The sequence below is a fragment of the Paractinoplanes atraurantiacus genome (assembly GCF_900215205.1).
In the GTDB taxonomy this organism is placed as follows: Bacteria; Actinomycetota; Actinomycetes; order Mycobacteriales; family Micromonosporaceae; genus Actinoplanes; species Actinoplanes atraurantiacus.
The window spans coordinates 87,049-108,484 of the sequence record NZ_OBDY01000015.1; the positions used below are offsets into that span (position 1 = coordinate 87,049).

The following is a 21,436-nucleotide window of genomic DNA, read 5'->3' on the forward strand; positions in this document are numbered from 1 at the left end:
TGGTTCCTTAGATCGGAGGCGTTGCTTGGCCCCGCATGGCGTCCCAGACGCGCGACGGGGTCAGCGGCATGTCCGCGTGGCGGACGCCGAAGGGCTTGAGCGCGTCCACGACCGCGTTCACGATGGCCGGCGGCGAGCCGACAGTGGCCGACTCCCCCACACCCTTGGCGCCGATCGGGTGGTGCGGTGACGGGGTGACCGTATATCCGGTCTCCCAGTCGGGCACCTCGAGCGACGTCGGGATGAGGTAGTCCATCAGCGAGGCGCCGAGGCAGTTGCCGTCCTCGTCGAAGGCGATCATCTCCATCAGGGCCATGCCGACGCCGTCGGTGAGACCGCCGTGCACCTGGCCCTCGATGATCATCGGGTTGATCCGGGTGCCGCAGTCGTCGACCGCGATGAAACGGCGCACCTTGACCTGCGCCGTTCCCGGATCGATGTCGACCACGCAGATGTACGCCCCGTGGGGGTACGTGAGATTGGACGGGTTGTAACAGATCTGCGCTTCCAGGCCGCCCTCGATGCCGTCCGGCAGGTCACCCGCCCCGTGGGCGCGCATGGCGATCTGCTGGATGGTGACGGACTTGCCCGGGTCGCCCTTGACCTGGAACTTGCCCTTCTCCCACTCCAGGTCGGCCACCGTGACCTCGAGCATCGCCGAGGCGATGATCTGGGCCTTGTCGCGGACCTTGCGGGCGACCAGCGCGGCCGCGGCGCCGGAGACCGGGGTCGAACGGCTGCCGTACGTGCCCAGGCCGAACGGGGTCTGGTCGGTGTCGCCGTGCACGACCTCGATGTCGGCCGGCGGGATGCCGATCTCCTCGGCCACGATCTGCGCGAACGTGGTCTCGTGGCCCTGGCCCTGCGTCTTGACCGACAGCCGCACGACCGCCTTGCCGGTCGGGTGCACCCGCAGCTCGCAGCCGTCGGCCATGCCCAGGCCGAGGATGTCCATGTTCTTGCGCGGGCCGGCGCCGACCGCCTCGGTGAAGAAGGCGATGCCGATGCCCATCAGCTCGCCCCGGGCCCGCTTCTCCTCCTGCTCCTTGCGGAGCTCGGCGTAGCCGGCGATGTCCATGGCCAGGCGCATCGTCGGCTCGTAGTTGCCCGAGTCGTACACCCAGCCGGTCTTCGTCTCGTACGGGAACTGCTCGGGCTGGATGAAGTTCTTCAGGCGCAGCTCGGCCGGGTCCATGCCCAGCTCGTAGGCGAGCGTGTCGACGATCCGCTCGACCAGGTACACGGCCTCGGTGATGCGGAAGCTGCAGGCGTACGCCACGCCGCCCGGCGCCTTGTTGGTGTAGACCGCGGTCATCTTGCAGTACGCGGCCTCGATGTCGTAGCTGCCGGTGAAGACGCCGAAGAAGCCGGCCGGGTATTTGACCGGCGCCGCGGTGCCGTTGAAGGCGCCGTGGTCGGCCAGCACGTTCGTACGGATGGCAAGGATCTTGCCGTCTCGCGTCGCCGCGATCTCGCCGCGCATGATGTAGTCGCGCGCGAATCCCGTACTAATAAGGTTTTCCGATCGGTCCTCCATCCACTTGACCGGCTTGCCGGTGACGATGGAGGCGACGATCGCGCAGACGTAGCCCGGGTAGATCGGCACCTTGTTGCCGAAGCCGCCGCCGATGTCCGGGGCGATCACCTGGATCTTGTGCTCGGGCAGCCCGGCCACGATCGCGTAGAGGGTGCGGTGGGCGTGCGGGGCCTGCGTGGTCGACCAGAGCCGCAGCTTGCCCTCGATCGGGTCGAAGTCGGCGACCGCGCCGCAGGTCTCCATCGGCGCCGGGTGCACGCGCGGGTAGACCACGTCGGTCTCGACCACCACGTCGGCCTTGGCGAAGACGGCCGCGGTGGCCTCCTCGTCGCCGGTCTCCCAGTCGAAGCAGTGGTTGTCGGCCTTGCCCTCGAGGTCGTCGCGGATCAGCGGGGCATCCGGCGCGAGCGCCTTGCGGACGTCGATGACCGGGTCGAGCACGTCGTACTCGACGTCGATGAGCTCGAGCGCGTCGCGGGCCTGGTAGCGGTCGTCGGCCACGACGAACGCGACCTCCTGGCCCTGGAAGCGCACCTTGTCGGTGGCCAGCACGGCCTGCACGTCGTTGGAGAGCGTCGGCATCCAGGCCAGGCCCTGCTCGGCCAGCGCGGCGCCGGTGACGACCGCGCGGACGCCCGGCGCGGCCTCGGCGGCGCTGGTGTCGATGCCGACGATCCTGGCGTGGGCGAACGGCGAGCGCAGGATGGCCAGGTGCAGCATGCCCGGCAGCTGCACGTCGTCGGTGAAGCGGCCCCGGCCGCGCAGCAGCCGCGGGTCCTCCTTACGCAGCATCCGGCCGTAGCCGACCGGCTTCTGGTCGTTGTCGTCGAAGGTGGTGAGCTTCGGTTCCTGGACAGCCGTCATGCCTGCGCCACCTCCTCCTGCTTCTCCGCAGCGGCGGCCTCGTGCACCGACGCCCAGCGGACCGAGCGGATGATGGTCGAATACCCCGTACACCGGCAGATCTGGCCGGAGATGGCCTCGCGGATCTCGGCGTCGGTCGGGTCGGGATTTTTGTCGAGCAGGGCCCGGCAGGTCATCATCATGCCCGGCGTGCAGAAACCGCACTGCAGGCCGTGGCACTGCCGGAAGCCCTCCTGGATCGGGTCGAGCTCGGCGCCCTTGGCCAGGCCTTCGACGGTACGCACCTCGTGGCCCCCGGCCATCGCGGCGAGCACGGTGCACGACTTGACGGGCTCGCCGTCCAGCCAGACCACGCAGGTGCCGCAGTTGCTGGTGTCGCAGCCCCAGTGGGTGCCGGTCAGGCCGAGGGTGTCGCGCAGGAAGTGCACGAGCAGCAGGCGCCCCTCGATCTCCCGGGTGACCTCGACGTCGTTGACGGTCATCGTGACCTGCATGTCAGCTCCTCGCCCGCTCGACGGCCCGCCTCAGCGTCCGCCTGGTCAGCTCGTTGGCGAGGTGCCGCTTGTACTCGGCGCTGCCCCGCTGGTCGGTGGCCGGATCGCAGCTGCGCGCCGCGATCGCCCCGGCCTGCTCGTACAACTCCTCGGCGGGAGCGTGGCCGGTGAGCGCGGCCGAGATCTCCGGGATGCCGGTCGTGTTCGGCCCCGCCGCGGCCAGGCCCACCCGGGCGTCGTCGATGGTGCCGTCGGCGGCCAGCCAGACCGCCGCACCGGCCGAGACCACGGCCCAGTCGCCGGCGCGGCGCTCGACCTTCTCGTACGCGCTGCCGCCACCCGGGCGCAGCGGAATCCGGATCTCGGTGAGCATCTCGTCGTCGCCGACGGCCGTCTCGTAGGGCCCGACGTGGAAGTCCTCCATGCTCACGACCCGCTCGGCCCCACCGGGGCCGCGGATGACGCAGCTGGCGTCGAGCGTGGTGCACACGGCGGACAGGTCTTCGGACGGGTCGGCCTGGCAGAGCGAGCCGCCCAGCGTGCCACGGTTGCGCACGATCGGGTCGGCGATCACCCGCTCGGCGTCCCGGAAGATCGGGAACGCGGCGGCCAGCGCATCGGACTCGAGCAGCTCACGATGCCGGGTCAGGGCCCCGATGCGTACCTCATCAGAACTGGTCTTTATGTAACCCAGCTCCTCGTGGAGCGGATTGATGTCGATCAGATACTCGAAGTTGGCCAACCGCAGCTTCATCATCGGCAGGAGGCTGTGCCCACCCGCCACGAGCCGCGCTGAGCTGCCCAAACGTTCCAACAGCCCGATGGCATGGTCCACAGTGGTGGCGCGTTCGTATTCGAACGGAGCCGGCACCTGCACGATGCACCTCCCGCAATCGCGGGTGAGACTTCCTCGCGTCCGTTCCAATGTCAACAGCTACCTAAGGGATCTCTTAAGTCTCCCTGCGTAACGATGACGGCCGCGTTCGCGCAGCATTCATCCGCTGACCTGCGCAAGTTCGCTCCCCCGGCCGCGACCGCCCCCAACGGTCTCGGCGGACTGTGCCTGTTTCCCGTCGTCGCCCGCGCCTACGTGCAGGACCGGCAGCACCAGAGCTACGCGGTCATCGCCGGTCTCGGGCCGCTCGCCGGCGCGTACAAGGCCGGCTCGCTCGCCGTCACCGGCATCACCACCACCCCACCGACCACGGTCAGCGACAGCTCGCCGGCCGACTCCGCGCTCGGGGCCGGCTCGCCCACCTCGGCCCTCGGCCAGTCCGCGGCACCTACTCCTCGGGCAACCCGTCGAAGGCCGCCTATCAATTTCCTCGTCCGTGGCGGATGAATTTCGGCAGCGAGGTTGCCGACACCGGCACGATCGAGGAGCTGGGCTACCCGGTCTACGCCTCGCCGGTCAGCGTCGTCCCGCAGCTGCTCCGTCAGCGCAGCCTCAACCCGGCCGGCGACGGCGGCTTCCCCAGCGGGCACACCAACGCCTTCCATCTGGCCGCGCTCGCCTTCGCCTACGCGATCCCTCCGCGCTTCCAGGAACTGGTCACGGCCGCGTTCGACCTGAGCGAAACGCGCATCGTCGCCGGCATGCACTCGCCGGTCGACGTCATCGGCGGCCGCATCCTGGCCACGGCGCTCGCGGCGGCGGCTGCCCGCTGCTGGACGGGCCCGAGCACTGGGGGCAGCTGGACCTGTGGGCGGCGGCCGACGGCTACGGCTCGTTCGCCCGCGACGTGGCGGTCTCGCTCGACGGCGCCGGCACCTGGCGCAATGACATCGACGGCCCGGGCCGGCTGGTCAAGTCAGGCTCCGGCTCGCTGACCCTGATCGGGGCGAACAGCTACCGGGGCGGCACCACGCCGACCGCGGGCACCCTTGTGGCGGCGTCGCCGTGCGCGCTCGGCACGGGGTCGCTGCTGGTCGCCGGGGGCACGCTACGGGCGGCTTCGGCCGTACGCGTGCGCGGCTCCTACAAGCACAGCGCGGGCACCCTCAGCGTTCAGGCCGGCAGTGCCGTCAAGGTGTCGGGCGGCCTCACCATCGGGCGCGACACGACACTCGAGGTCGCGGGACCCGTTGTCATCTCGGCGCGCCGGGTCAGCGGCCGGTTCGCCCGCGTCGTCGTCAAGCCCGGCTGCCGGGCCCACGTGACCTACACCCGGACCACCGTGGCGGTAACCATCCGCCCCGCCTGACGGTGGTCACCGCGGCCCTCTCGTGGCCCCCAGCTCGGCCAAGCGGGCCTCGTCGGGCACGGGGCGCCCGCTCAGGACCAGCTCGATCGCGTAGACGACCAGGGCGGGCTGATGGGCCGGGATCATGTGGCCGGAGCGCTCGGCGACGATCACCGGAGCGTGCCACTGCTCGGCGAGCAGGCGCTGGCTGACATGCCACAGGTCGTCGATGGCCGGATGCGGCGGCTTGCCGGTCGACCACCAGCCGCGCTGCCGGACCAGAACCACGGTGGGAACGTCCGGGATCACGGCGGTGAGCATCTCGACCTGGCCGGTGATGAGGTCGAGCTCGGTGCCGCCGTCGTCCAACGGCTTCCCGTCGGGAAGCAGCGTCAGCTGCGGGAGCGAGCCGTCCACGCAGACGAAGCCGGCCACCCGCTCGGGGTAGCGGCTCGCGAACGCCCGCGCGATGAGCGCACCGAACGAATGCCCGACGAGGACGACCCTGCCGGGCGGAAGCTCCGCGGCCAGCTCGTCGGCGAACGCGTGGTAGGACAGCGGCGGGTTCGGCGCCGGGCGCGGCGGGGCGTCGCCGAGACCCGGCCGGTCGTAGGTGAAGGCGCGGATCCCGTCCGGGAGCACGTCGAGGACGGGCTGCCAGACGCTGCCCTCGCCACCCAGGTAGGCGATGAAGACGACGGTGTCAGCCATGCTTCAGCACCGCCTTCTGCACCTTGCCCATCGCGTTGCGGGGCAGCTCGCCGACGAGATGGACGACCCGGGGCCGCTTGTGGACGGCCAGGCGCTCGGCCACGAACGCCGTCAGCTCCTCGCCCCTCACAGAGTCCGCGACGACGTACGCGGTGATCTGCTCCCCAAGGTCCGGATGGGGGATGCCGACGACGGCGGCCTCGCGGACCGCCGGGTGCAGCAGAAGCGCGTCCTCGACCTCACCGGCGCCGACCCGGTAGCCGCCGGTCTTGATGAGATCGGTGGAGGCGCGGCCGACGATGCGGTGCCAGCCGTCCGGGCCGATCGTGGCGACGTCGCCGGTCGTGTACCAGCCGTCCTCGCGCGGCGGCTGGTTGAGGTAGCCGTCGAAGAGGGTCGGGCCGCGCACCTGAAGATGGCCGATGCCGCCGGCCTCGTCTATGAGGCGGGTCTCGACGCCCGGCACCGGGAGGCCGACGTGGCCCGGCCGGCGTTCGCCGTCGGCGCGGGTGCTGACGGTGATGAGGGTTTCGGTCATGCCGTAACGCTCGATCGGGGCCTGCCCGGTGAGCGCCCTGAGGTCGTCGAAGACGGGAACGGGAAGCGGGGCGCTGCCGGAGACGAGAAGGCGGGCGCTTCTCAGCTCGCGGGCTTGCGCCGGGGCGGCGCAGATGCGGGACCAGACGGTGGGAACGCCGAAATACATCGTGCCGCGCGTGGCGGCGTACATCTGCGGGGTTGGTCTGCCTGTATGGGCGAGGCGCGAGCCGAGCCTCAGCGGGCCGAGCACACCCAGGACGAGCCCGTGGACGTGGAAGAGCGGCAGCCCGTGCACAAGCGTGTCGTCGGCGGTCCACTGCCACACCTCGGCGAGCGCGTCGAGATCGGCGGCGAGCGCGGCGCGGGAGAGGACGACGCCCTTGGGTGGCCCGGTGGTGCCGCTGGTGTAGAGGACGAGGGCGGCGGTGTCGGGCCCGGGTTCCGCCGGCACATCGCCGGGCGGCCGTTTCCGCGTGATGGGAACGATGGTCCCGCCGGCGCCCGGATCGTCGGAGAGCATGAGTTCGGCGCCGGAGTCACGCAGCAGATGCGCCCGCTCCAGTTCCCCCGCGTCCGGCGGCACCGGAACGGCTTTGACGCCGGCGAGCAGGGCGGCCGTGATCGCGACAACGGTCTCGACGCCCGGAGTGGCATGCACGGCAACGGTTCGAGCGCCGTCCAGCTCCCGCGCGAGCGCGGCGGCCCGCCCCAGAAGCTCGTGCCGCGAAAGGCTCACCCGCGGATCGCGAACGGCATCGGCGAGATCGGCGGGATCGTGCAGCGCGTCCAGCAGCCGTCGCACGTCAGGCCTCCAATCGGGTCAGCATCGGCCCGAGCAGGTCATTGACCTCACGGACCAGAACGGTGACGGCCCGCTCGGCGAGGTCCACCATGGCCGGGCCCGGCCCGTCCGGAACAGGCGGCAGCGCGCCGAGCTGAACGGGAGCGTCGACCAGAAGGGCGGAACGCACATGCGGAACCCGGCTCAGCTCCTCCTGCGACGGCTGAAGGAACTGCCCGAACGTCTCGGGCCACCCCCGCCACCCACGGTCCTGCTGCCAGACCTGGTCCCCCGCGAGCGCCTCCGGCCACGGGGCGACGAGTCGCACCTGGACGGTCAGCGACCCGTCCCACTCGTTGCGCACACAGTCGGCCGCCAGCACCCGCCGGTGAAGCCGCACGTATCCGGGATCAAGCCGGGGAGCCGTGGCCAGTCCCCAGGCCACACAGGCGAACCCGACCGGCGAGATGTCACCCCAGCAGCCCGCGAACTCCTTGGCCCCGGCCAGCACATGCTCCGCGAACCGCCCACCGTTCTCCCGGTCGTACTGGCGGTCGATCCAAGCAACAGCGACTGGGCTCACCGACTCACCCTAGCCCTCAGCCGACCGCGAAGAGCGTTTCCATGGTTTAGCGTTTGCTATACTCGCACGACGGCAGCCGAGGAATGGGCGATCTATCTCGTGGACGAGGTTCGAGACTGGATCGACAGCCTGGACTCCGCCAGCCATAAACGCATCGTCGAAGCCCTCGACCTCTTGGCCGAAATCGGTCCCGGACTTGGGCGACCTCCGGTCGACACCATCCGCGGCTCGACGATCGCCAACTTGAAGGAGTTACGCTCCGGCAGCGTCCGGATCTTGTTTGCTTTCGATCCGTAGCGATCCACCATCCTGCTTGTCGCCGGCGACAAGGCCGGGCACTGGACCCGCTGGTACACCAAAGCCATCCCCCTGGCCGAACAACGCTATGACATCTACTTGAAGGAACGCGCCGAGGAGGAGGTTCACGAGTCGTGAGCAAGTACACGCGCTGGAGCGACATCCGCGCCGAACACGTCGAACGGGCGGGGGGCGAAGAGGCGGTTGAAGCCGGCAAGCAAGAGTTGCTCGCCGCCGTTGTCGGACATCGCCTCGCCGAGATCCGACGGGCCCGCGGCTTGACTCAACAGCAGGTCGCGGAGCGCATGGGAGTCACCAAGGGACGCATCTCGCAGATCGAGAAAGGCAAACTTTCGGGACAGGACGTGGTCGCCCGCTATGCGTCCGCGCTGGGCGGACGACTCCACCAGGCGATTTACTTCGACGATGGGAACATCTCGGCGATCGCATGACGTCGACGTAAGCGGATTCAGGAGAGCACCATCGTTACATCATCCTAGGCAGGTTCGCCCATGAGATGGTGGGCTGATGGAGCTGGAGGATCTGCGGCGGCTGCGGCGGGCCCGGGATGTGATGGATCGGGACTATGCGGAGCCGCTTGATGTGCCTGCTCTTGCTCGGGTGGCGCTGATGTCGCCCGGGCATTTCTCGCGGAGCTTTCGCAGCGCGTTCGGGGAGACCCCGTACAGCTATCTCATGACCCGGCGGATCGAACGGGCCAAGGCGCTTCTGCGGCGCGGGGACCTGTCGGTGACCGAGGTGTGCTTCGCGGTGGGCTGTACGTCGCTGGGGTCGTTCAGTTCCCGGTTCACCGAGCTCGTCGGGGAGAGCCCCAGCGCCTACCGCGCCCGCGACCACCGGGACCAGGGCATTCCGGCGTGCATCGCGAAGATCTACACCAGGCCGGTCAGGAACGGAGAAGCCGGAGTACGTGGCCGCGGCCTAGCGTGACGGGCATGAGTATCGCGCTTTCCAGCTGTTTCATCGCGGTCGACGACCATGAGCGGGCGCTGACCTTCTATCGGGACGCGCTCGGGCTCGAGGTGCGCAGCGACGTCGCGTTCGAGGGGATGCGGTGGGTGAGCCTCGGGTCGCCCTCGCAGCCTGAGGTGAGCATCGTCCTCGAACCTCTCATCGCCGACCCGAACGCCTCCGGTGAGGATCGGCGGGCCATGGCCGAGCTGCTGGCCAAGGGGCTGCTCAAAGGGGTGGTGCTGAGCACGGACGACGTCGACGCGGCCTTCGAGCGGGTCCGGGCGGGCGGGGGCGAGGTGCTGCAGGAGCCGATCGATCAGCCGTACGGGGTGAGGGACTGCGCCTTCCGCGATCCGGCCGGCAACATGCTGCGGATCAACCAGCGTGCCGGGCAGGCATGAGGCCCGCCCGGCACCCGGGGGCTACCTGAGGACGCGCTTGTCGGCGTTCAGGGGCTTCGGCAGGGCGATGGTGATCCACTCATTGTCGTCGGCGACACCCGCCGTACGACCGCTCGAGAACGGGAAGTTGTTGTCGTTCAGCACCGCGATGGTCTTGTCGTCCAGGATGACGACGTCCTCGATGGTCTGGAACGGGAAGGTGAACGTGGTGCCGAAACCGGCGAGCTTGCGCGGGTTCGCGACGTTCATCAGGTCGACCAGCAGGGTCTTGTCGAGCAGGCCGTCACGGTTGCGGTCGCGCTTGTCGGCCACATAGACGCGCTTGAAGACCGCGGTGGCGCCCTGGCCGTTGTCGCGCTCGATGACCAGGAAGCGGTCCTTGTCGACGGCGATGGCGTCGCCGATCGCGTTGTCGGGGCTCTCGAGCTGGTATACGAAACGCTTGCCGGTGTACTTGGCGGCGCGGCGGTCGAACTCGTTGAGGCGCAGCCGGCCGGCCGGGTCACCGGTGACGGTGCCCTCCAGCAGCGGGTAGAGGTAGCGGCCGTCGGGCGAGGCGGCCATGCCCTCGAAACCCTTGCTGCTGCGGGCCGTCGCGGTGACCCCGGTGCGGGCGGCGGTCTCCGGAGCCACCACGCCGTCGAGGGCGATCGGCGCGCGCAGCAGGCGGCCGGCGCGGTCGAAGTTCAGCAGGTACGGGCCGAACTCGTCGCCGATCCAGTACGAGCCGTCGCCGCCCTTCACGATGGACTCGACGTCGAAGTCGGCGCCGGTGAGCACCCGGTCCTCGCGGGTGAGCTTCCAGGGGACGTACCCACTGGGGTCCGTGAGGTTGATGCCGCCGAGCACGTCGACCTTGTTCGTCGTGAAGACGGGCGCCAGCCGCTGGATGCGGAGCAGGAAGTCGGCCGAGCTGGCCTGCGTGCCGTAGCCGTTGTCGGAGAGCACGTCGAAGGTGCCGTCGCCGTTGTCGGCGATGCCGGAGAAGCCCTGGACGGGCTGGTCGGCGAAGGGCAGCGTGAAGCCGTTGGTGTTGCCGGACGCCTGCGCGCCGGACGGCTCGCTGCCGGGCACGAAGGTGGCGGCCGGAAGCGAGGCGAAACCGGTGAGGGTGGGCTTGGCGATGGAGTGGCCGCCGGCGTTGGCGGTGCCGGTAAGGGTGAGAGTCAGGGCAAGCGCGCCAGAGGCGGCGAGAACATTAGCGACCGTCTTTCGCATGAGGCTGGACGCTAAGGATCCGGGGTTACGCGTGATCAACCTCTTGGTGGAGTCTGCGCCAATGTCTCCACTCCCCCGCCGAAACCGGCCGCCGCGACCGCCGCGATGACAGTGACGGCCCGCAGCGCGTGAAAGCCACCGCGGCCCATGGTGGCGGCGGCCAGATTGCGGACGACGGCGCGGGGAAGGACACGGCGCAGATAGTCCTGTTCCGTTCCGAGTTTCTGATCGCGTGGCAGCAGAGCCGACATCTGCACCTTTCCGCGCCCCTCGGCATAGCAGCGGCGCAGGAAGAAACGGAACGTGCTGCGGTCGACCGGAACGTCGTGCTCGATGACCGATTCCGGCACGTACATCCAGCGGCCGCCGGTCTCGGCGCTGATCCGCAGGCACAATTCGGTGTCCTCGGGCCGGTTCTCATCGCCCAGCTTCCCGAAACCGGCCCGGAAACCGCCGACCGCGGCGAAGGCCTCGCGGCGCACCATCATGCCGGCCGACCACACATTGCGGATCTCGGCGACGGCGGTGGGCATTCCCTCGTACGAGACACCGACGGTCCAGAGCAGCTCGTCCGGCATCCAGGCCGGCCGGTGGTGCTCCCAGGCGGGCCGGATGCTGCCGCCGGCGCCGGCCACCGCGCGGTCGGTGAACTGCGAGGCGAGATGGCCGAGCCAGCCCGGGTGGGCCACGGTGTCGTCGTCGAGGAAGGCGATCAGTTCCGACCGCGCGTGAAAGGCGCCGGTGTTGCGATTTCCGGAGGCGCCGCGAACGGAAGTGTTCTCCAGCACAGTGACGCCGGAGAGTTCCGTTCGGGCGCGCTCGAAAAGGGCGGCGTTGTGGTCGACCACCACGATGACTTCGGTGGGCGGCTTTTCCTGGGCCAGGGCGGACTTGACCGTACGCCTCAGCGACTCCCAACGGCGCTCGGAGTGCGTGGGGATGACAATGCTGACGTCGATACCGGTCATGACGGCACTCCGGAGGGTGGCGCTTTGGGGGGAATGGGAACCCTAGAGCGCGACCCTATGAATCACATGAGAATTCACCGCCAGAAGACTGCGACGGCGGCGTTGACCAGCGTCAGCGTGATGATGCCGATGAAGTGACCCTTGTTCACGGCCGCACGCTTACGCGGGATGAAGACCATGATGAAGATCAGGATCGCGATGACCAGCTTCACACCCAGCTTGACCGGGCTCGGCTCGTCGTCGCCACCCCCGCGCAGCGGCGCGGCGAGACCGATCCCGCTGACCAGCTGGATGATCGACCCCCACAGGATCGCCGGATTGATCCGGAACTTGCCCGACACGAATTGCGCGACCGCCCCACCGAGCAGCAGCGCGAACCCGATCAGGTGGATGAAGAGCAGGATGAGCCGAAGTGCTTCCACGGGCTAAGAGCTTGCCAAACCCCGTCCCACCAGCCACACCCGGGTCCGGAGGGGCGGCCGGCAGGATGACCGGTGGATTTAATCCGTGGCGGAGGAGGTCGGGAGGCGGCGGAGGGCGTGCACTGGGTGCCACATCTCCTCACCCCTGGCGAAGGGCACCCCGATGTTCGACGACAACGGTTCCTTCCTCCTGGCGACGTTCGAGTTCTTTCTGTTCATCGCCTGGTTCATGTGCTTGTTCTGGATCTTCGGCGACCTGTTCCGCAGCAAGGACCTGGGCGGCTGGGCCAAGACGTTCTGGACCCTGTTCATCATCATCCTGCCGCTGATCGGGACGCTCGTTTACCTCATCGCCCGCGGTGGCGGCATGGCCGAGCGGACCGCCGCCAGCCAGACCGCGTTGCGGCAGCAGCAGGACGCGTACATCCGGTCGGTCGCCGGCTCCAACGGCGGGGCGCGCAGCGTGACCGACGAGATCTCCTCGGCCAAGGGCCTGCTCGACTCGGGCGCGATCACGGCCGAGGAGTACGACCGGTTGAAGGCGTCCGCCCTGGCCAAGAGCGCCGCCTGAGTTTTTGTCGGACCCCACCGCTAGCCTTCCCGGCACCAAGTTCGTGATGGGCCGGAACCAAAGGTTGGCGCATGCAGACTCCCGAGGACACCTTCGACTTCCCCGCCGGTTGGCTCAGGCACCGCTTCGCCCGCCGGGGCGGCTCCGGGCCGGCGACGTTCACGCCCGACAAAAAGGCGCGCGCGTTCGTCGACGCGGAGCTCACCCGGCGGGCCGAGGTCGTGCGGCCGGTCCTCGAAGCGCCGGCGACGCCCGGCGACCTGCGTGCGGACGGGCTGGCCTGGCTCGACGGCCAGCCCGGGGTGTCGCCGGCCGGCGCCGCCGCGGTGGCCCTGGCCGTGACTCTCGGCAACTGGCAGGCCGGTGACAAGCTGGTCGCGTTCGCCGATGTCTGGCTCGCCGAGCAGGGTCCGGTCTTCGCCGCGCGGGCGGCCGTCGAGCTCATGTCGCTGGAGACCATGCACAGTCACGGCCCGGTTCTGCCCGGAGTCGCCCAGCGTTACGGCGTGCGGCGCATGCTCCCCGGCCACCAGCGGCACAGCTGGCAGGCCGACGTTCAAATGCAGATTCTTCTTCGTGTACGCACGGCGCTCGCGGCCGCCTCCGGCGAGCAGTACCGGGAAGCCGTCGCCGCCTTGGCCGGCCACCGACAGGGCCACCTCTACGCCCGGGCCGCCGTGGCCACGCTCGTGCCGACCGAGACCGCGTGGGTCGAGCAGGCCATCGCCGACACGGTCGCCGCCCAGGACACCTATCTGGCCAACCTGCTGACCGCCGCCGCCGGCGACGGCCGGCAGTTCGGTGAGCTGGCACCGCTGGCCGGCGGCTGGACGATCTGGGGCTCGATCGCGATGCTGTCCACCATCGCCGACGGGGTCGGTGCGGCCGCCGCGCCCGCGCTGTTCGGCTGGTTCGACGCCGACTCCGGCGACGCCGATGCCATGCGCCGCCTGTTGAGTGTGCTGGCCGTGCTCCCCGGCGACGACGTGATGGCCGGCCTGGTCGAGCGGGCCGGCCGCAAATATGTCACGCCTTATCTGCTCGAGGCGGCCGATCGCTACCCGCGCCGCGGGCTGCGCCTGCTGGCCGAGTCGGGCCGGCACGACGACCTGCTGAGGGCCCATCTGCTCAACCACCCCGGCCTGGCCGGCGAGGTGCTTCCCGAGCTGAGCGCGGCGGCCGCGGCCCGGGTCGAGGCGATCACCGCCGAGGCCGCGTCGCTGGTGACGGCGCCGATCGAGGCCGTGCCGCCGGTCCTGGCCGACCCGCCGTGGGAGCGCCGGGTCAAGGCGGCCAAGCCGGTCGTCATCGCCGGCCTCACCTGTGACGACGTCCCGGCGACGGAGTGGCTGCCGGGTGAGCGCGAGGCCTGGAGGGCCACCCCGATCCGGCACTACGACGAGCCGAAGGAGAGCTGGGAGGAGCTCGCCCACCGGATGGCGTCGGGTAAATCGCAGTGGAACGATCCGGTCCGGCTGTTCATCGACGGGCCCGACGACGTCGCCCGGCGGGTGCTGCACCATTGGCGGCCCACGTACGCGTATGACGCCGACTCGTGGATGCGGGTCGCCACCGACCGGTTCGAGACCGCTTTCCTGCCCGTCGTCGTCTCGCTGGCCCGTCAGTCCCCGGGTGAGTACGCGCCGCTGCTGGCGCCGTTCACGTCGCCCGAGGTGGCCGTGCTGATGGCGGGCTGGCTGGCCCGGCTCAAGACCACCCGGCAGCACGCGTCGCAGTGGCTCCTGCGTCACCCGGCCGCGGCCGCCCGGGCGCTCGTGCCGCCGGCCCTGCAGAAGCCCGGCGCGGCCCGGCGCGAGGCCGAGCAGGCGCTGCTCGCCCTTGCCGTCAACGGTCACGGCGACGCCGTGCGGGCCGCCGCCGAGACGTACGGGGCGCAGGCCGCCGCCGCGATCGGCGTGCTGCTCGGCACCGACCCGCTGAGCGTGCTGCCGGCGAAGATGCCGCCGGTGCCGTCGTGGGCCGTGCCCGGCCTGCTGCCGCCGGTGCGGCTGCGTGACGGCTCGGGGGCCCTGCCGCCCGAGGCCGTGACGAGTCTGGTGAGCATTCTGGCCATCTCGCGGCTCGACGACCCGTACGCCGGCCTGGCCCTGGTCCGTGAGTCCTGCGATCCCTCGAGCCTGGCCGAGTTCGGGTGGGGGCTGTTCCAGCGCTGGCAGACGGCCGGGGCCAACAGCAAGGAGAACTGGGCGCTGTCGGCGCTCGGCCTGATCGGCGACGACGAGACGGTCCGGCGGCTGACCCCGCTGATCCTGGCCTGGCCGGGCGACGGCGGGCACGCCAAGGCGGTCACCGGCGTCAACATCCTGGCCGCGATCGGCAGCGACGTGGCCCTCATGCGGCTGCACGGCATCGCCCAGCGGGCCAAGTTCAAGGGCCTCAAGAACACCGCGAACGAGAAGATGGCCGAGGTCGCGGCCGGGCTCGGGCTCAGCGCCGAGCAGCTCGCCGACCGGCTGGTGCCCGACTTCGGGCTCGACGCGGCGGGCAGCCTGCGGCTCGACTACGGCGGGCGCGAGTTCACGGTCGGCTTCGACGAGCAGCTGCGGCCGTACGTGGCCGACGGGGCCGGCAAACGCCTCAAGGCGCTGCCCAAGCCGGGCGCGCGCGACGACGCGGAGCTGGCGCCGCAGGCGTACAAACAATTCTCCGCCTTGAAAAAGGACGTGCGGACGGTCGCCACCGACCAGGTCCGGCGGCTGGAGCGGGCGATGGTCACCGGGCGCCGGTGGAGCGCCGGGGAGTTCCAGCAGCTGTTCGTCGACCATCCGCTGCTGTGGCACATCGTGCGGCGGCTCGTGTGGGCGGTGTGGGACGCCGATGCTGAGCCGCTCGGCGCGATCCGGGTGGCCGAGGACCGTACGTTCTCCACCGTGGATGACGACGAGACGACCCTGCCGGACGACGCGACCGTGGGCGTCGCCCACCCGCTGCACCTGGGCGGCGATCTGGCCGCGTGGTCGGAGCTGTTCGCCGACTACGAGATCCTCCAGCCGTTCCCGCAGCTGAGCCGGCAGACGTTCGCGCTGAGCGCCGAGGAGGCGGCGAGCAGCCGGCTCACCCGCTTCGAGTCGGTCACCGTGCCCACCACCAAGCTGCTCGGGCTGGAGCGGCGCGGCTGGCGGCGTGAGGCGCCGCAGGACGGGGGCATGCAGAGCCGCATCGAGCTGGCCGTCGCGGACGGTGTCGAGGTGGCCGTCGAGTTCGAGCCCGGCATCGCGGTCGGGTACGTCGGCGAGTTCGAAGACCAGAAGATCACAATGGTGATGCTGCACAACGGCACCGGCAGCCGGTGGCACAGCGACCCGCGCGGCCAGATCGCGCTGCGCGAGCTCGACCCGGTCGTCGCGTCCGAGATCATCCGCGACCTCACGGAGGTGACCGCGTGAGCCGCACCGAGATCGAGGTGACCGAGCCCGCGGAGAGTGTGCAGCGACCGCCGGCCGAGGCGCGCTTCGCCGGCGAGCTGGCCCGGCTGCGGGCGGCCGACAGCGCGGCCCGGCCGCCGGGCTGGGCGCTGAGCGTCCAGGCGGCCCGCCGGTTCGTGGTCGGCGACCCGGCGCTGAAGGTGAGCCGCAAGTTCGTGGGCGACCCGTCGCTGATCGACCGGGCGCTGATCACGCTGGCCACCAGCCGCGGGCTGATGCTGGTGGGCGAGCCGGGCACGGCCAAGTCGCTGCTGTCCGAGCTGATCGCGGCGGCGGTCAGCGGCGACTCGACCCTGACCATCCAGGGCGGGGCGGCGACGACGGAAGACCAGATCCGCTACTCGTGGAACTACGCGCTGCTGGTCGCCGAGGGGCCGTCCACCCGGTCGCTGGTGCCGGCGCCACTGCTGCGCGGCATGGCCGAGGGGCGCACGGTCCGTTTCGAGGAGATCACCCGCTGCCCGCTGGAGGTGCAGGACTGCCTGCTGTCCCCGCTGTCCGACCGGGTGCTGGCCATTCCCGAGCTGACCGGCACCGAGTCGATGGTGTTCGCCCGCGACGGCTTCAACATCATCGCGACCGCGAACACCCGCGACCGGGGCGTCAACGACATGAGCTCGGCCCTTAAGCGCCGCTTCAACTTCGAGACGGTCTTCCCGATCGCCGACTTCGCGACCGAGCTGACCCTGGTCGCCGACGAGGCGGCCCGGCTGCTGGCCCGCTCCGGCGTGACGGCCGAGCCTCGTCGTGACGTGCTCGAGGTGCTGGTGACGACGTTCCGCGAGCTGCGCACCGGCGAGACGGCCCGGGGCGACTCGATGGACAAGCTGTCGGCGGTGATGAGCACGGCCGAGGCGGTGTCGGTGGCCCACGCGGTCGGGCTGCGGGGCTGGTTCCTGCGCGGTGAGGCCGGCAACGCCGAGGACATCGTGGCCTGCCTGGCCGGGACGGCGGCCAAGGACAACGCGGAAGACCTGGCCAAGCTGCGCCGCTACCTGGCCCAGCAGATCACCTGGCGCGACGGCCACCAATGGCGGGCGCTGCACCAGGCCCGCCACCTGCTGCCGGGCTGAGCCGTGCCGGTCACGTTCATCGGGGTCCGCCACCACAGCCCCGCCTGCGCCCGCCTGGTGGCCGACACGATCACCCGCCTGAGGCCCGCGTACGTGCTGGTCGAGGGCCCGGCCGACGTCAACGGCCGGGTCGGCGAGCTGCTGCTGGGCCATCAGCTGCCGGTCGCGGTGTTCAGCAGCTATCGCGACGAGTCGCGGCGGCACGCGTCGTGGGCGCCGTTCTGCGAGTACTCGCCGGAGTGGTCGGCGCTGACGCACGGGCGGGCGGTCGGGGCCGAGCTGCGCTTCATCGACCTGCCGGCGTGGCATCCGGCGTTCGAGGGCCGCAGCAACCGGTACGCGGACGCGGAGCTCCGCTACGCCGACGTGATGGAGCGGTTGTGCCGGGCGTTCGAGGTCGACAACGTCGACGCGCTGTGGGACCACCTGTTCGAGATAGCGCCCACGGAGGGCCTCGCGGAAAGGCTGGAGACCTACTTCGATCTCGTACGGGGCGAGTCCGCGGCCGGCGACTCCGACACGGCCCGCGAGGCGTACATGGCTTCCGGGGTAACGGCGGCCGCGGCCGCCGCCGGCGACCGGCACGTGGTGGTCGTGACCGGCGGCTTCCACCGGCCGGCGTTGGTGCGGGCGCTCGCCCTCTCCGAGCCCGCATCATCGACGATTCCCTGGCCGGACATTCCCGAAATGCCGGACGGAGCGATGGGTGGGAGCTTTCTTGTTCCCTACTCCTTTCGGCGGCTGGACTCCTTCGACGGGTATCAGTCGGGGATGCCGTCGCCCGGGTATTACCAGGAGCTGTGGGAGTCGGGGGCGGACGGGGCGGCTCGGCATCTCGTCGAGGCGGTGGCGGAGCGGCTCCGGAAAAAGCGGCAACCCGTGTCCACGGCCGATCTCATCGCGGCGCGGGCGACGGCGGAAGGGCTTGCGACCGTACGCGGTCATCATCGGCCCGGGCGCACCGATGTGCTGGACGGGCTCGCGTCGGCGTTGGTCAAGGAAGCCCTTGACGTGCCGTTGCCGTGGGCGCGAAGGGGAACCCTCGAAGCCGGCAGCCATCCGGTCGTGGTCGAGATGGTGGCCGCGCTCAGTGGCACCCGTGTCGGGCGGCTGCATCCGGAGACGCCGGCGCCGCCGCTGGTGCACGACCTCGACGCGGAACTGGAGCGCGCGGGGCTCGACGGGGCGGCCGAGCTGGAGCTCGATCTCACGCTCGAGGGCGACCGGGAGCGCAGTCGGCTGCTCCATCGGGTGCGGCTGCTGGGGGTGCCGGGCTTTCAGCGGGACAGCGGCCCCACGACGGGGCTCAGCCCGGTGCTCCGCGAGCGCTGGACTCTGCGGCCGGGGCCGGAGCGGCTGACCGCGGTGATCGAGGCGGGGGCGTACGGGGCGACGCTCGCCGACGCCTGCGCGGCCGTGCTCGCCGAGCGGGCGGCCGGGGCCGGGCGGGACGTGGACGCGCTCGCTCTGGTCCTGTTCGACGCGGCGCTGTCCGGTACCGCCGACGTCTCCGACCGCACCCTGACCGACATCGAGGCCGCGGTCGGCGGCGCGCCCGATCTCGGGCCTCTCGGCCGGATGCTGGCCGTGGTGCTGACGATGTGGCGGCACGACGGGCTGTTCGGTACCGCGCGCAGCGCCACCCTCGCCACTGTCATCGCGGCGGCGGTCCGTCGTGTGCTGTGGCTGGCCGAGGGCGTACGCGGCGGTGAGGCCCCGGCCGACCCGGGACGCATCGGCGCGCTGGCCGCCTGCCGTGACGGCCTGCGGCACGCGGGCCGGGCACTCGGGCTGGACCGGGAAGCCGCGATCGAGGTCGCCACCCGCATCTCCACCGACCGGGAAGCGCCGCCCGACCTGCGCGGCGCCGCCTTCGGTTTCCGCTGGGCGCTGCACGACGACCCGGCCGCGGTCGAGCCGCTGCGCGGAGTGCGCGGCGCTTTCGTGCCCCGCTCGGCCGGCGACTGGCTGGCCGGCTTGTTCGCGGTGGCCCGCGAGGAGGTGCTGCACTCCCCCGACGTGATCGGGTTGCTCGACGAGCTGCTCTCCGGCCTGTCACCGGACGACTTCCTCGTCTCGCTGCCCGCCCTGCGCCAGGCCTTCGAATACTTCCCGCCCCGCGAACGCGAGACCATCGCCGGCCAGGTCCTGGCCCGGCGCGGCCTGGCCGGCACCGGCCGCGCCCTGCTCCGCACGGCCGGCCCCGCCCCCGAGGTGGTGGCCGCCGGCATGCTCCTGGACAGCCGCGTCGACACCGTCCTCCGCCGCGAGGCGCTGATCATCGGAGACGTGCCGTGACCGATTCTGATCTCGAGCGGTGGCGGCTTGTGCTGGGCGATCCGGCGGCCGCCATGGGCGATCTGGGTCCGGAGGCGATCCGGCGGGACGCGGCGTTGCGGTGGCTCTACGGGCGGGACGACGAGCACGCCAAGCGCGATGTGCGCAGTGGCGGGGACGGCGCGTCGGCGCTGACCACTGTGGACTGGCTCGGCGACATCACGCGGCTCTTCCCCAAGGAGACGGTCGAACGGCTGCAACGGGACGCCGTGGAGATCTACGAGATCACCGACGTGGTCACCGACCCCGAGGTACTACGGACGATCGAGCCGAATCCGGGGCTGCTCCGAGCCGTACTCCAAACCAAGCATTTGATGAATCCCGAGGTGCTGCGGCTGGCCCGGCGGATCGTCGAAGCCGTCGTCCGCGACCTCATGGCAAAGATGGCGACGGAGGTGCGGGCCGCCTTCACCGGGACCCGGGCGCGCAAGCCGAGCCGCTGGAGACAGGCGCGCGACTTCGACGTCACCCGGACGTTGCGCGCCAACCTGGGCCATTACCGGCCCGACGAGCGGCGGCTTTACATCGAAACACCACACTTCTTTTCCCGTACGCGTAAGCAGGTCGACCAATGGCAGGTGATCCTGCTCGTCGACCAGTCGGGCTCGATGACCGATTCCGTCATCCACTCGGCCGTCACCGCGGCGTGCCTGTGGGGGTTGCCCGGGGTGCGCACGCACCTGGTCGCGTTCGACACGGAGGTGGTCGACCTGACCAGCGACGTGGACGACCCGGTCGAGCTGCTCATGAAGGTCCAGTTGGGCGGCGGCACGGACATCGCGAAGGCGGTCCTCTACGGCGCCGGCCTCATCGAGCAGCCGCGGCGGGCGATCGTCGCGCTGATCAGCGACTTCTATGAGGGAGGCTCCGAGCAGACGCTGGTCCGCGCCGTCCGCGACCTGGTCGAACAGGGCACCAAGGTGCTCGGCCTGGCGGCCCTGGACGACCAGGCCAATCCGGCGTACGACCGGGCGACCGCCCAGAAGCTCGCCAACGTCGGCGCCCCGGTCGGCGCGATGACGCCCGGCCGGCTCGCCCAGTTCATCGCCGAGCAGGTGGGCCGATGAGAGCCGACCTGAGGGCGCTCACGCCCACCACCCTGGCCGAGCTGACCAACCGCGGCCTGGTCAAAAGGGCGACGCGCGAGCTGGAACGCGAGAAACCCAAGCTGTCGGAGGACGCCGACGGCACGGTCCACGCGGTCCTGCCGGACGGCACGGCCACCGACCTGCCGCCGGGCGGCTTGGACGCGGGCACGTGCAGTTGCGGCGCCACAGGCGTCTGCCGCCACGTCGTCGGCCTCGTCCTGGCCTATCAGGAGTGGTCGGCCATGGCCGACAGCCCTGAAGCTCCGTTCGGCCATCGGTCTGGCTCCCCCTCAGCGCCGGCCGCACCGGACATCGAAGCGGGCGCGGCCGGGCCGGTTGGCGACGCCGGGCCGGTTGGCGACGCCGGGCCGGTTGGCGACGCCGGGCCGGTTGGCGACGGTACCGCGGCCAGGCCCGGGGCGAGTGGAGGCGCCGGCGACGACGGAAGTGGAACGGCTGAGAGCCGCGGCGGCGCGGGCAAGGCAGAAGGTGACGGCACGGGCGGCAGCCACAGCGAAGCGGGCAGCGCTGAAGGTGCCGGCGCGGACGATAGCCACAGCGGGACCGGCGGGACCGGAGGGGACGGCGCGGGCACGGCAGAAGGTCACGGCACAGGCGGCAGCCACAGCAAAGCAGACAGCGCTGAAGGTGCCGGCGATAACCACGGCGGGACCGGAGGGGGCGGCGCTTCAGGGAGCCGCAGCGGAGCAGACACGGCTGGAGGTGCGAGCGCCTCGGCCGAGCGGCCGCCCCGAATCGAAGGCACATCCCGCATGGAGGCTGCGGGTGGGAATGGCGGCACGCCAACGCGGAAGGCGGGCCAGAATGGCGGCACCCCAACGCGAGCGGCGGGCCACAACGGCGACACCCCAACGCGAGCAGCGGACCACAACGGCGACACCCCAACGCGAGCAGCGGACCACAACGGCGACACCCCAACGCGAGCG

The 21,436-nt window shown here is 70.9% G+C and carries 20 protein-coding genes and 1 pseudogene; 12 read left to right on the forward strand and 9 right to left on the reverse strand.

The genetic code is table 11. From position 1 onward, the window contains the following. Positions 1–7: 7 nt before the first annotated feature. From CRP55_RS29220 to CRP55_RS29230, 3 genes are read right to left on the reverse strand one after another with little or no spacing between them, the layout of a single operon-like run. The gene (locus CRP55_RS29220) at positions 8–2,401 is read right to left on the reverse strand and encodes an aerobic carbon-monoxide dehydrogenase large subunit (RefSeq protein WP_097323426.1); all 2,394 of its coding nucleotides are present in this window, start codon (positions 2,399–2,401) and stop codon (positions 8–10) included. Then, complete coding sequence (locus tag CRP55_RS29225) at positions 2,398–2,895, reverse strand: (2Fe-2S)-binding protein (protein WP_097323428.1); 498 nt, start codon at positions 2,893–2,895, stop codon at positions 2,398–2,400. Before CRP55_RS29225 ends, CRP55_RS29220 begins: the two co-directional genes overlap by 4 nt. Position 2,896: 1 nt before the next feature. Continuing rightward, positions 2,897–3,772 carry an FAD binding domain-containing protein gene (locus tag CRP55_RS29230; RefSeq protein WP_097323430.1) on the reverse strand — a complete coding sequence of 292 codons (876 nt, stop codon included), beginning with the start codon at positions 3,770–3,772 and terminating at the stop codon, positions 2,897–2,899. Positions 3,773–3,865: 93 nt separating this feature from the next. Between CRP55_RS29230 and CRP55_RS55020 the strand changes: the two genes are divergently transcribed. Genes CRP55_RS55020 through CRP55_RS55030 form a run of 3 tightly spaced genes read left to right on the forward strand, consistent with a single transcriptional unit; the run spans position 3,866 to position 5,099 of the window. Continuing rightward, the gene (locus tag CRP55_RS55020; RefSeq protein WP_245923449.1) at positions 3,866–4,237 is read left to right on the forward strand and encodes a hypothetical protein; all 372 of its coding nucleotides are present in this window, start codon (positions 3,866–3,868) and stop codon (positions 4,235–4,237) included. Next, a complete protein-coding gene (locus tag CRP55_RS55025; RefSeq protein WP_245923450.1) occupies positions 4,234–4,725 on the forward strand; it encodes a phosphatase PAP2 family protein in 492 nt (163 codons plus the stop codon). Before CRP55_RS55020 ends, CRP55_RS55025 begins: the two co-directional genes overlap by 4 nt. Further along, positions 4,638–5,099, forward strand: coding sequence for an autotransporter-associated beta strand repeat-containing protein (locus CRP55_RS55030; RefSeq protein WP_245923451.1), 462 nt, complete (start codon positions 4,638–4,640; stop codon positions 5,097–5,099). The genes CRP55_RS55025 and CRP55_RS55030 overlap by 88 nt, the downstream gene beginning before the upstream one ends. A gap of 6 nt (positions 5,100–5,105) precedes the next feature. On the opposite strand, the gene CRP55_RS29240 is transcribed toward CRP55_RS55030, so the two are convergent. The 3 genes from CRP55_RS29240 to CRP55_RS29250 are packed head-to-tail and all read right to left on the reverse strand — an operon-like array spanning position 5,106 to position 7,693. Further along, the gene (locus CRP55_RS29240) at positions 5,106–5,789 is read right to left on the reverse strand and encodes an alpha/beta fold hydrolase (protein WP_097323432.1); all 684 of its coding nucleotides are present in this window, start codon (positions 5,787–5,789) and stop codon (positions 5,106–5,108) included. After that, positions 5,782–7,131, reverse strand: a complete 1,350-nt coding sequence (locus CRP55_RS29245; RefSeq protein WP_218854728.1) for an acyl-CoA synthetase — start codon at positions 7,129–7,131, stop codon at positions 5,782–5,784. Before CRP55_RS29245 ends, CRP55_RS29240 begins: the two co-directional genes overlap by 8 nt. 1 nt (position 7,132) lies before the next feature. After that, positions 7,133–7,693 (reverse strand): hypothetical protein, encoded by a 561-nt coding sequence (locus CRP55_RS29250; protein ID WP_097323434.1) that lies wholly within the window; start codon positions 7,691–7,693, stop codon positions 7,133–7,135. A gap of 90 nt (positions 7,694–7,783) precedes the next feature. Here CRP55_RS29250 and CRP55_RS29255 point away from each other — a divergent pair. From CRP55_RS29255 to CRP55_RS29270, 4 genes and pseudogenes are all read left to right on the forward strand, one after another. After that, positions 7,784–8,128 (forward strand): annotated as a pseudogene (locus tag CRP55_RS29255) (type II toxin-antitoxin system RelE/ParE family toxin). Then, the gene (locus CRP55_RS29260) at positions 8,125–8,442 is read left to right on the forward strand and encodes a helix-turn-helix domain-containing protein (protein ID WP_097323437.1); all 318 of its coding nucleotides are present in this window, start codon (positions 8,125–8,127) and stop codon (positions 8,440–8,442) included. The pseudogene CRP55_RS29255 and the gene CRP55_RS29260 overlap by 4 nt, the downstream one beginning before the upstream one ends. Positions 8,443–8,518: 76 nt before the next feature. Then, positions 8,519–8,941, forward strand: a complete 423-nt coding sequence (locus CRP55_RS29265; protein WP_179855378.1) for a helix-turn-helix transcriptional regulator — start codon at positions 8,519–8,521, stop codon at positions 8,939–8,941. Between the two features lie 5 nt (positions 8,942–8,946). After that, positions 8,947–9,366, forward strand: a complete 420-nt coding sequence (locus CRP55_RS29270) for a VOC family protein (protein ID WP_097323743.1) — start codon at positions 8,947–8,949, stop codon at positions 9,364–9,366. A gap of 21 nt (positions 9,367–9,387) precedes the next feature. On the opposite strand, the gene CRP55_RS29275 is transcribed toward CRP55_RS29270, so the two are convergent. From CRP55_RS29275 to CRP55_RS29285, 3 genes are all read right to left on the reverse strand, one after another. Continuing rightward, on the reverse strand, positions 9,388–10,584 hold the full coding sequence (locus CRP55_RS29275; RefSeq protein WP_097323440.1) for an esterase-like activity of phytase family protein: 1,197 nt from the start codon (positions 10,582–10,584) through the stop codon (positions 9,388–9,390). A gap of 35 nt (positions 10,585–10,619) precedes the next feature. Then, a complete protein-coding gene (locus CRP55_RS29280; RefSeq protein ID WP_097323443.1) occupies positions 10,620–11,552 on the reverse strand; it encodes a glycosyltransferase family 2 protein in 933 nt (310 codons plus the stop codon). A 74-nt stretch (positions 11,553–11,626) separates the two neighbouring features. Then, positions 11,627–11,974: a hypothetical protein gene (locus CRP55_RS29285; protein WP_097323445.1), complete on the reverse strand. Its 348-nt coding sequence runs from the start codon at positions 11,972–11,974 to the stop codon at positions 11,627–11,629. Positions 11,975–12,137: 163 nt separating this feature from the next. Here CRP55_RS29285 and CRP55_RS29290 point away from each other — a divergent pair, with 163 nt between their 5' ends. The 5 genes from CRP55_RS29290 to CRP55_RS29310 all read left to right on the forward strand — a co-directional run bounded on the left by CRP55_RS29290 (position 12,138) and on the right by CRP55_RS29310 (position 20,468). After that, positions 12,138–12,545, forward strand: coding sequence for a PLD nuclease N-terminal domain-containing protein (locus CRP55_RS29290; RefSeq protein WP_097323447.1), 408 nt, complete (start codon positions 12,138–12,140; stop codon positions 12,543–12,545). A 71-nt stretch (positions 12,546–12,616) separates the two neighbouring features. After that, complete coding sequence (locus CRP55_RS29295) at positions 12,617–15,952, forward strand: DUF4132 domain-containing protein (RefSeq protein WP_097323449.1); 3,336 nt, start codon at positions 12,617–12,619, stop codon at positions 15,950–15,952. Then, on the forward strand, positions 15,949–17,064 hold the full coding sequence (locus tag CRP55_RS29300) for an ATP-binding protein (protein WP_245923452.1): 1,116 nt from the start codon (positions 15,949–15,951) through the stop codon (positions 17,062–17,064). Before CRP55_RS29295 ends, CRP55_RS29300 begins: the two co-directional genes overlap by 4 nt. Positions 17,065–17,067: 3 nt before the next feature. Next, on the forward strand, positions 17,068–19,362 hold the full coding sequence (locus tag CRP55_RS29305; RefSeq protein ID WP_097323451.1) for a DUF5682 family protein: 2,295 nt from the start codon (positions 17,068–17,070) through the stop codon (positions 19,360–19,362). After that, positions 19,359–20,468: a VWA domain-containing protein gene (locus tag CRP55_RS29310; protein WP_097323453.1), complete on the forward strand. Its 1,110-nt coding sequence runs from the start codon at positions 19,359–19,361 to the stop codon at positions 20,466–20,468. Before CRP55_RS29305 ends, CRP55_RS29310 begins: the two co-directional genes overlap by 4 nt. Positions 20,469–21,436: the final 968 nt, after the last annotated feature.

Coding starts and splice junctions, on each gene's coding strand:
- CRP55_RS29220 (WP_097323426.1), bottom strand. CDS start 2,401: ATGACGGCTGTCCAGGAACCGAAGCTCACCACCTTCGACGACAACGAC.
- CRP55_RS29225 (WP_097323428.1), bottom strand. CDS start 2,895: ATGCAGGTCACGATGACCGTCAACGACGTCGAGGTCACCCGGGAGATC.
- CRP55_RS55020 (WP_245923449.1), top strand. CDS start 3,866: ATGACGGCCGCGTTCGCGCAGCATTCATCCGCTGACCTGCGCAAGTTC.
- CRP55_RS55025 (WP_245923450.1), top strand. CDS start 4,234: ATGAATTTCGGCAGCGAGGTTGCCGACACCGGCACGATCGAGGAGCTG.
- CRP55_RS29240 (WP_097323432.1), bottom strand. CDS start 5,789: ATGGCTGACACCGTCGTCTTCATCGCCTACCTGGGTGGCGAGGGCAGC.
- CRP55_RS29265 (WP_179855378.1), top strand. CDS start 8,519: ATGGAGCTGGAGGATCTGCGGCGGCTGCGGCGGGCCCGGGATGTGATG.
- CRP55_RS29270 (WP_097323743.1), top strand. CDS start 8,947: ATGAGTATCGCGCTTTCCAGCTGTTTCATCGCGGTCGACGACCATGAG.
- CRP55_RS29275 (WP_097323440.1), bottom strand. CDS start 10,584: ATGCGAAAGACGGTCGCTAATGTTCTCGCCGCCTCTGGCGCGCTTGCC.
- CRP55_RS29280 (WP_097323443.1), bottom strand. CDS start 11,552: ATGACCGGTATCGACGTCAGCATTGTCATCCCCACGCACTCCGAGCGC.
- CRP55_RS29290 (WP_097323447.1), top strand. CDS start 12,138: ATGTTCGACGACAACGGTTCCTTCCTCCTGGCGACGTTCGAGTTCTTT.
- CRP55_RS29295 (WP_097323449.1), top strand. CDS start 12,617: ATGCAGACTCCCGAGGACACCTTCGACTTCCCCGCCGGTTGGCTCAGG.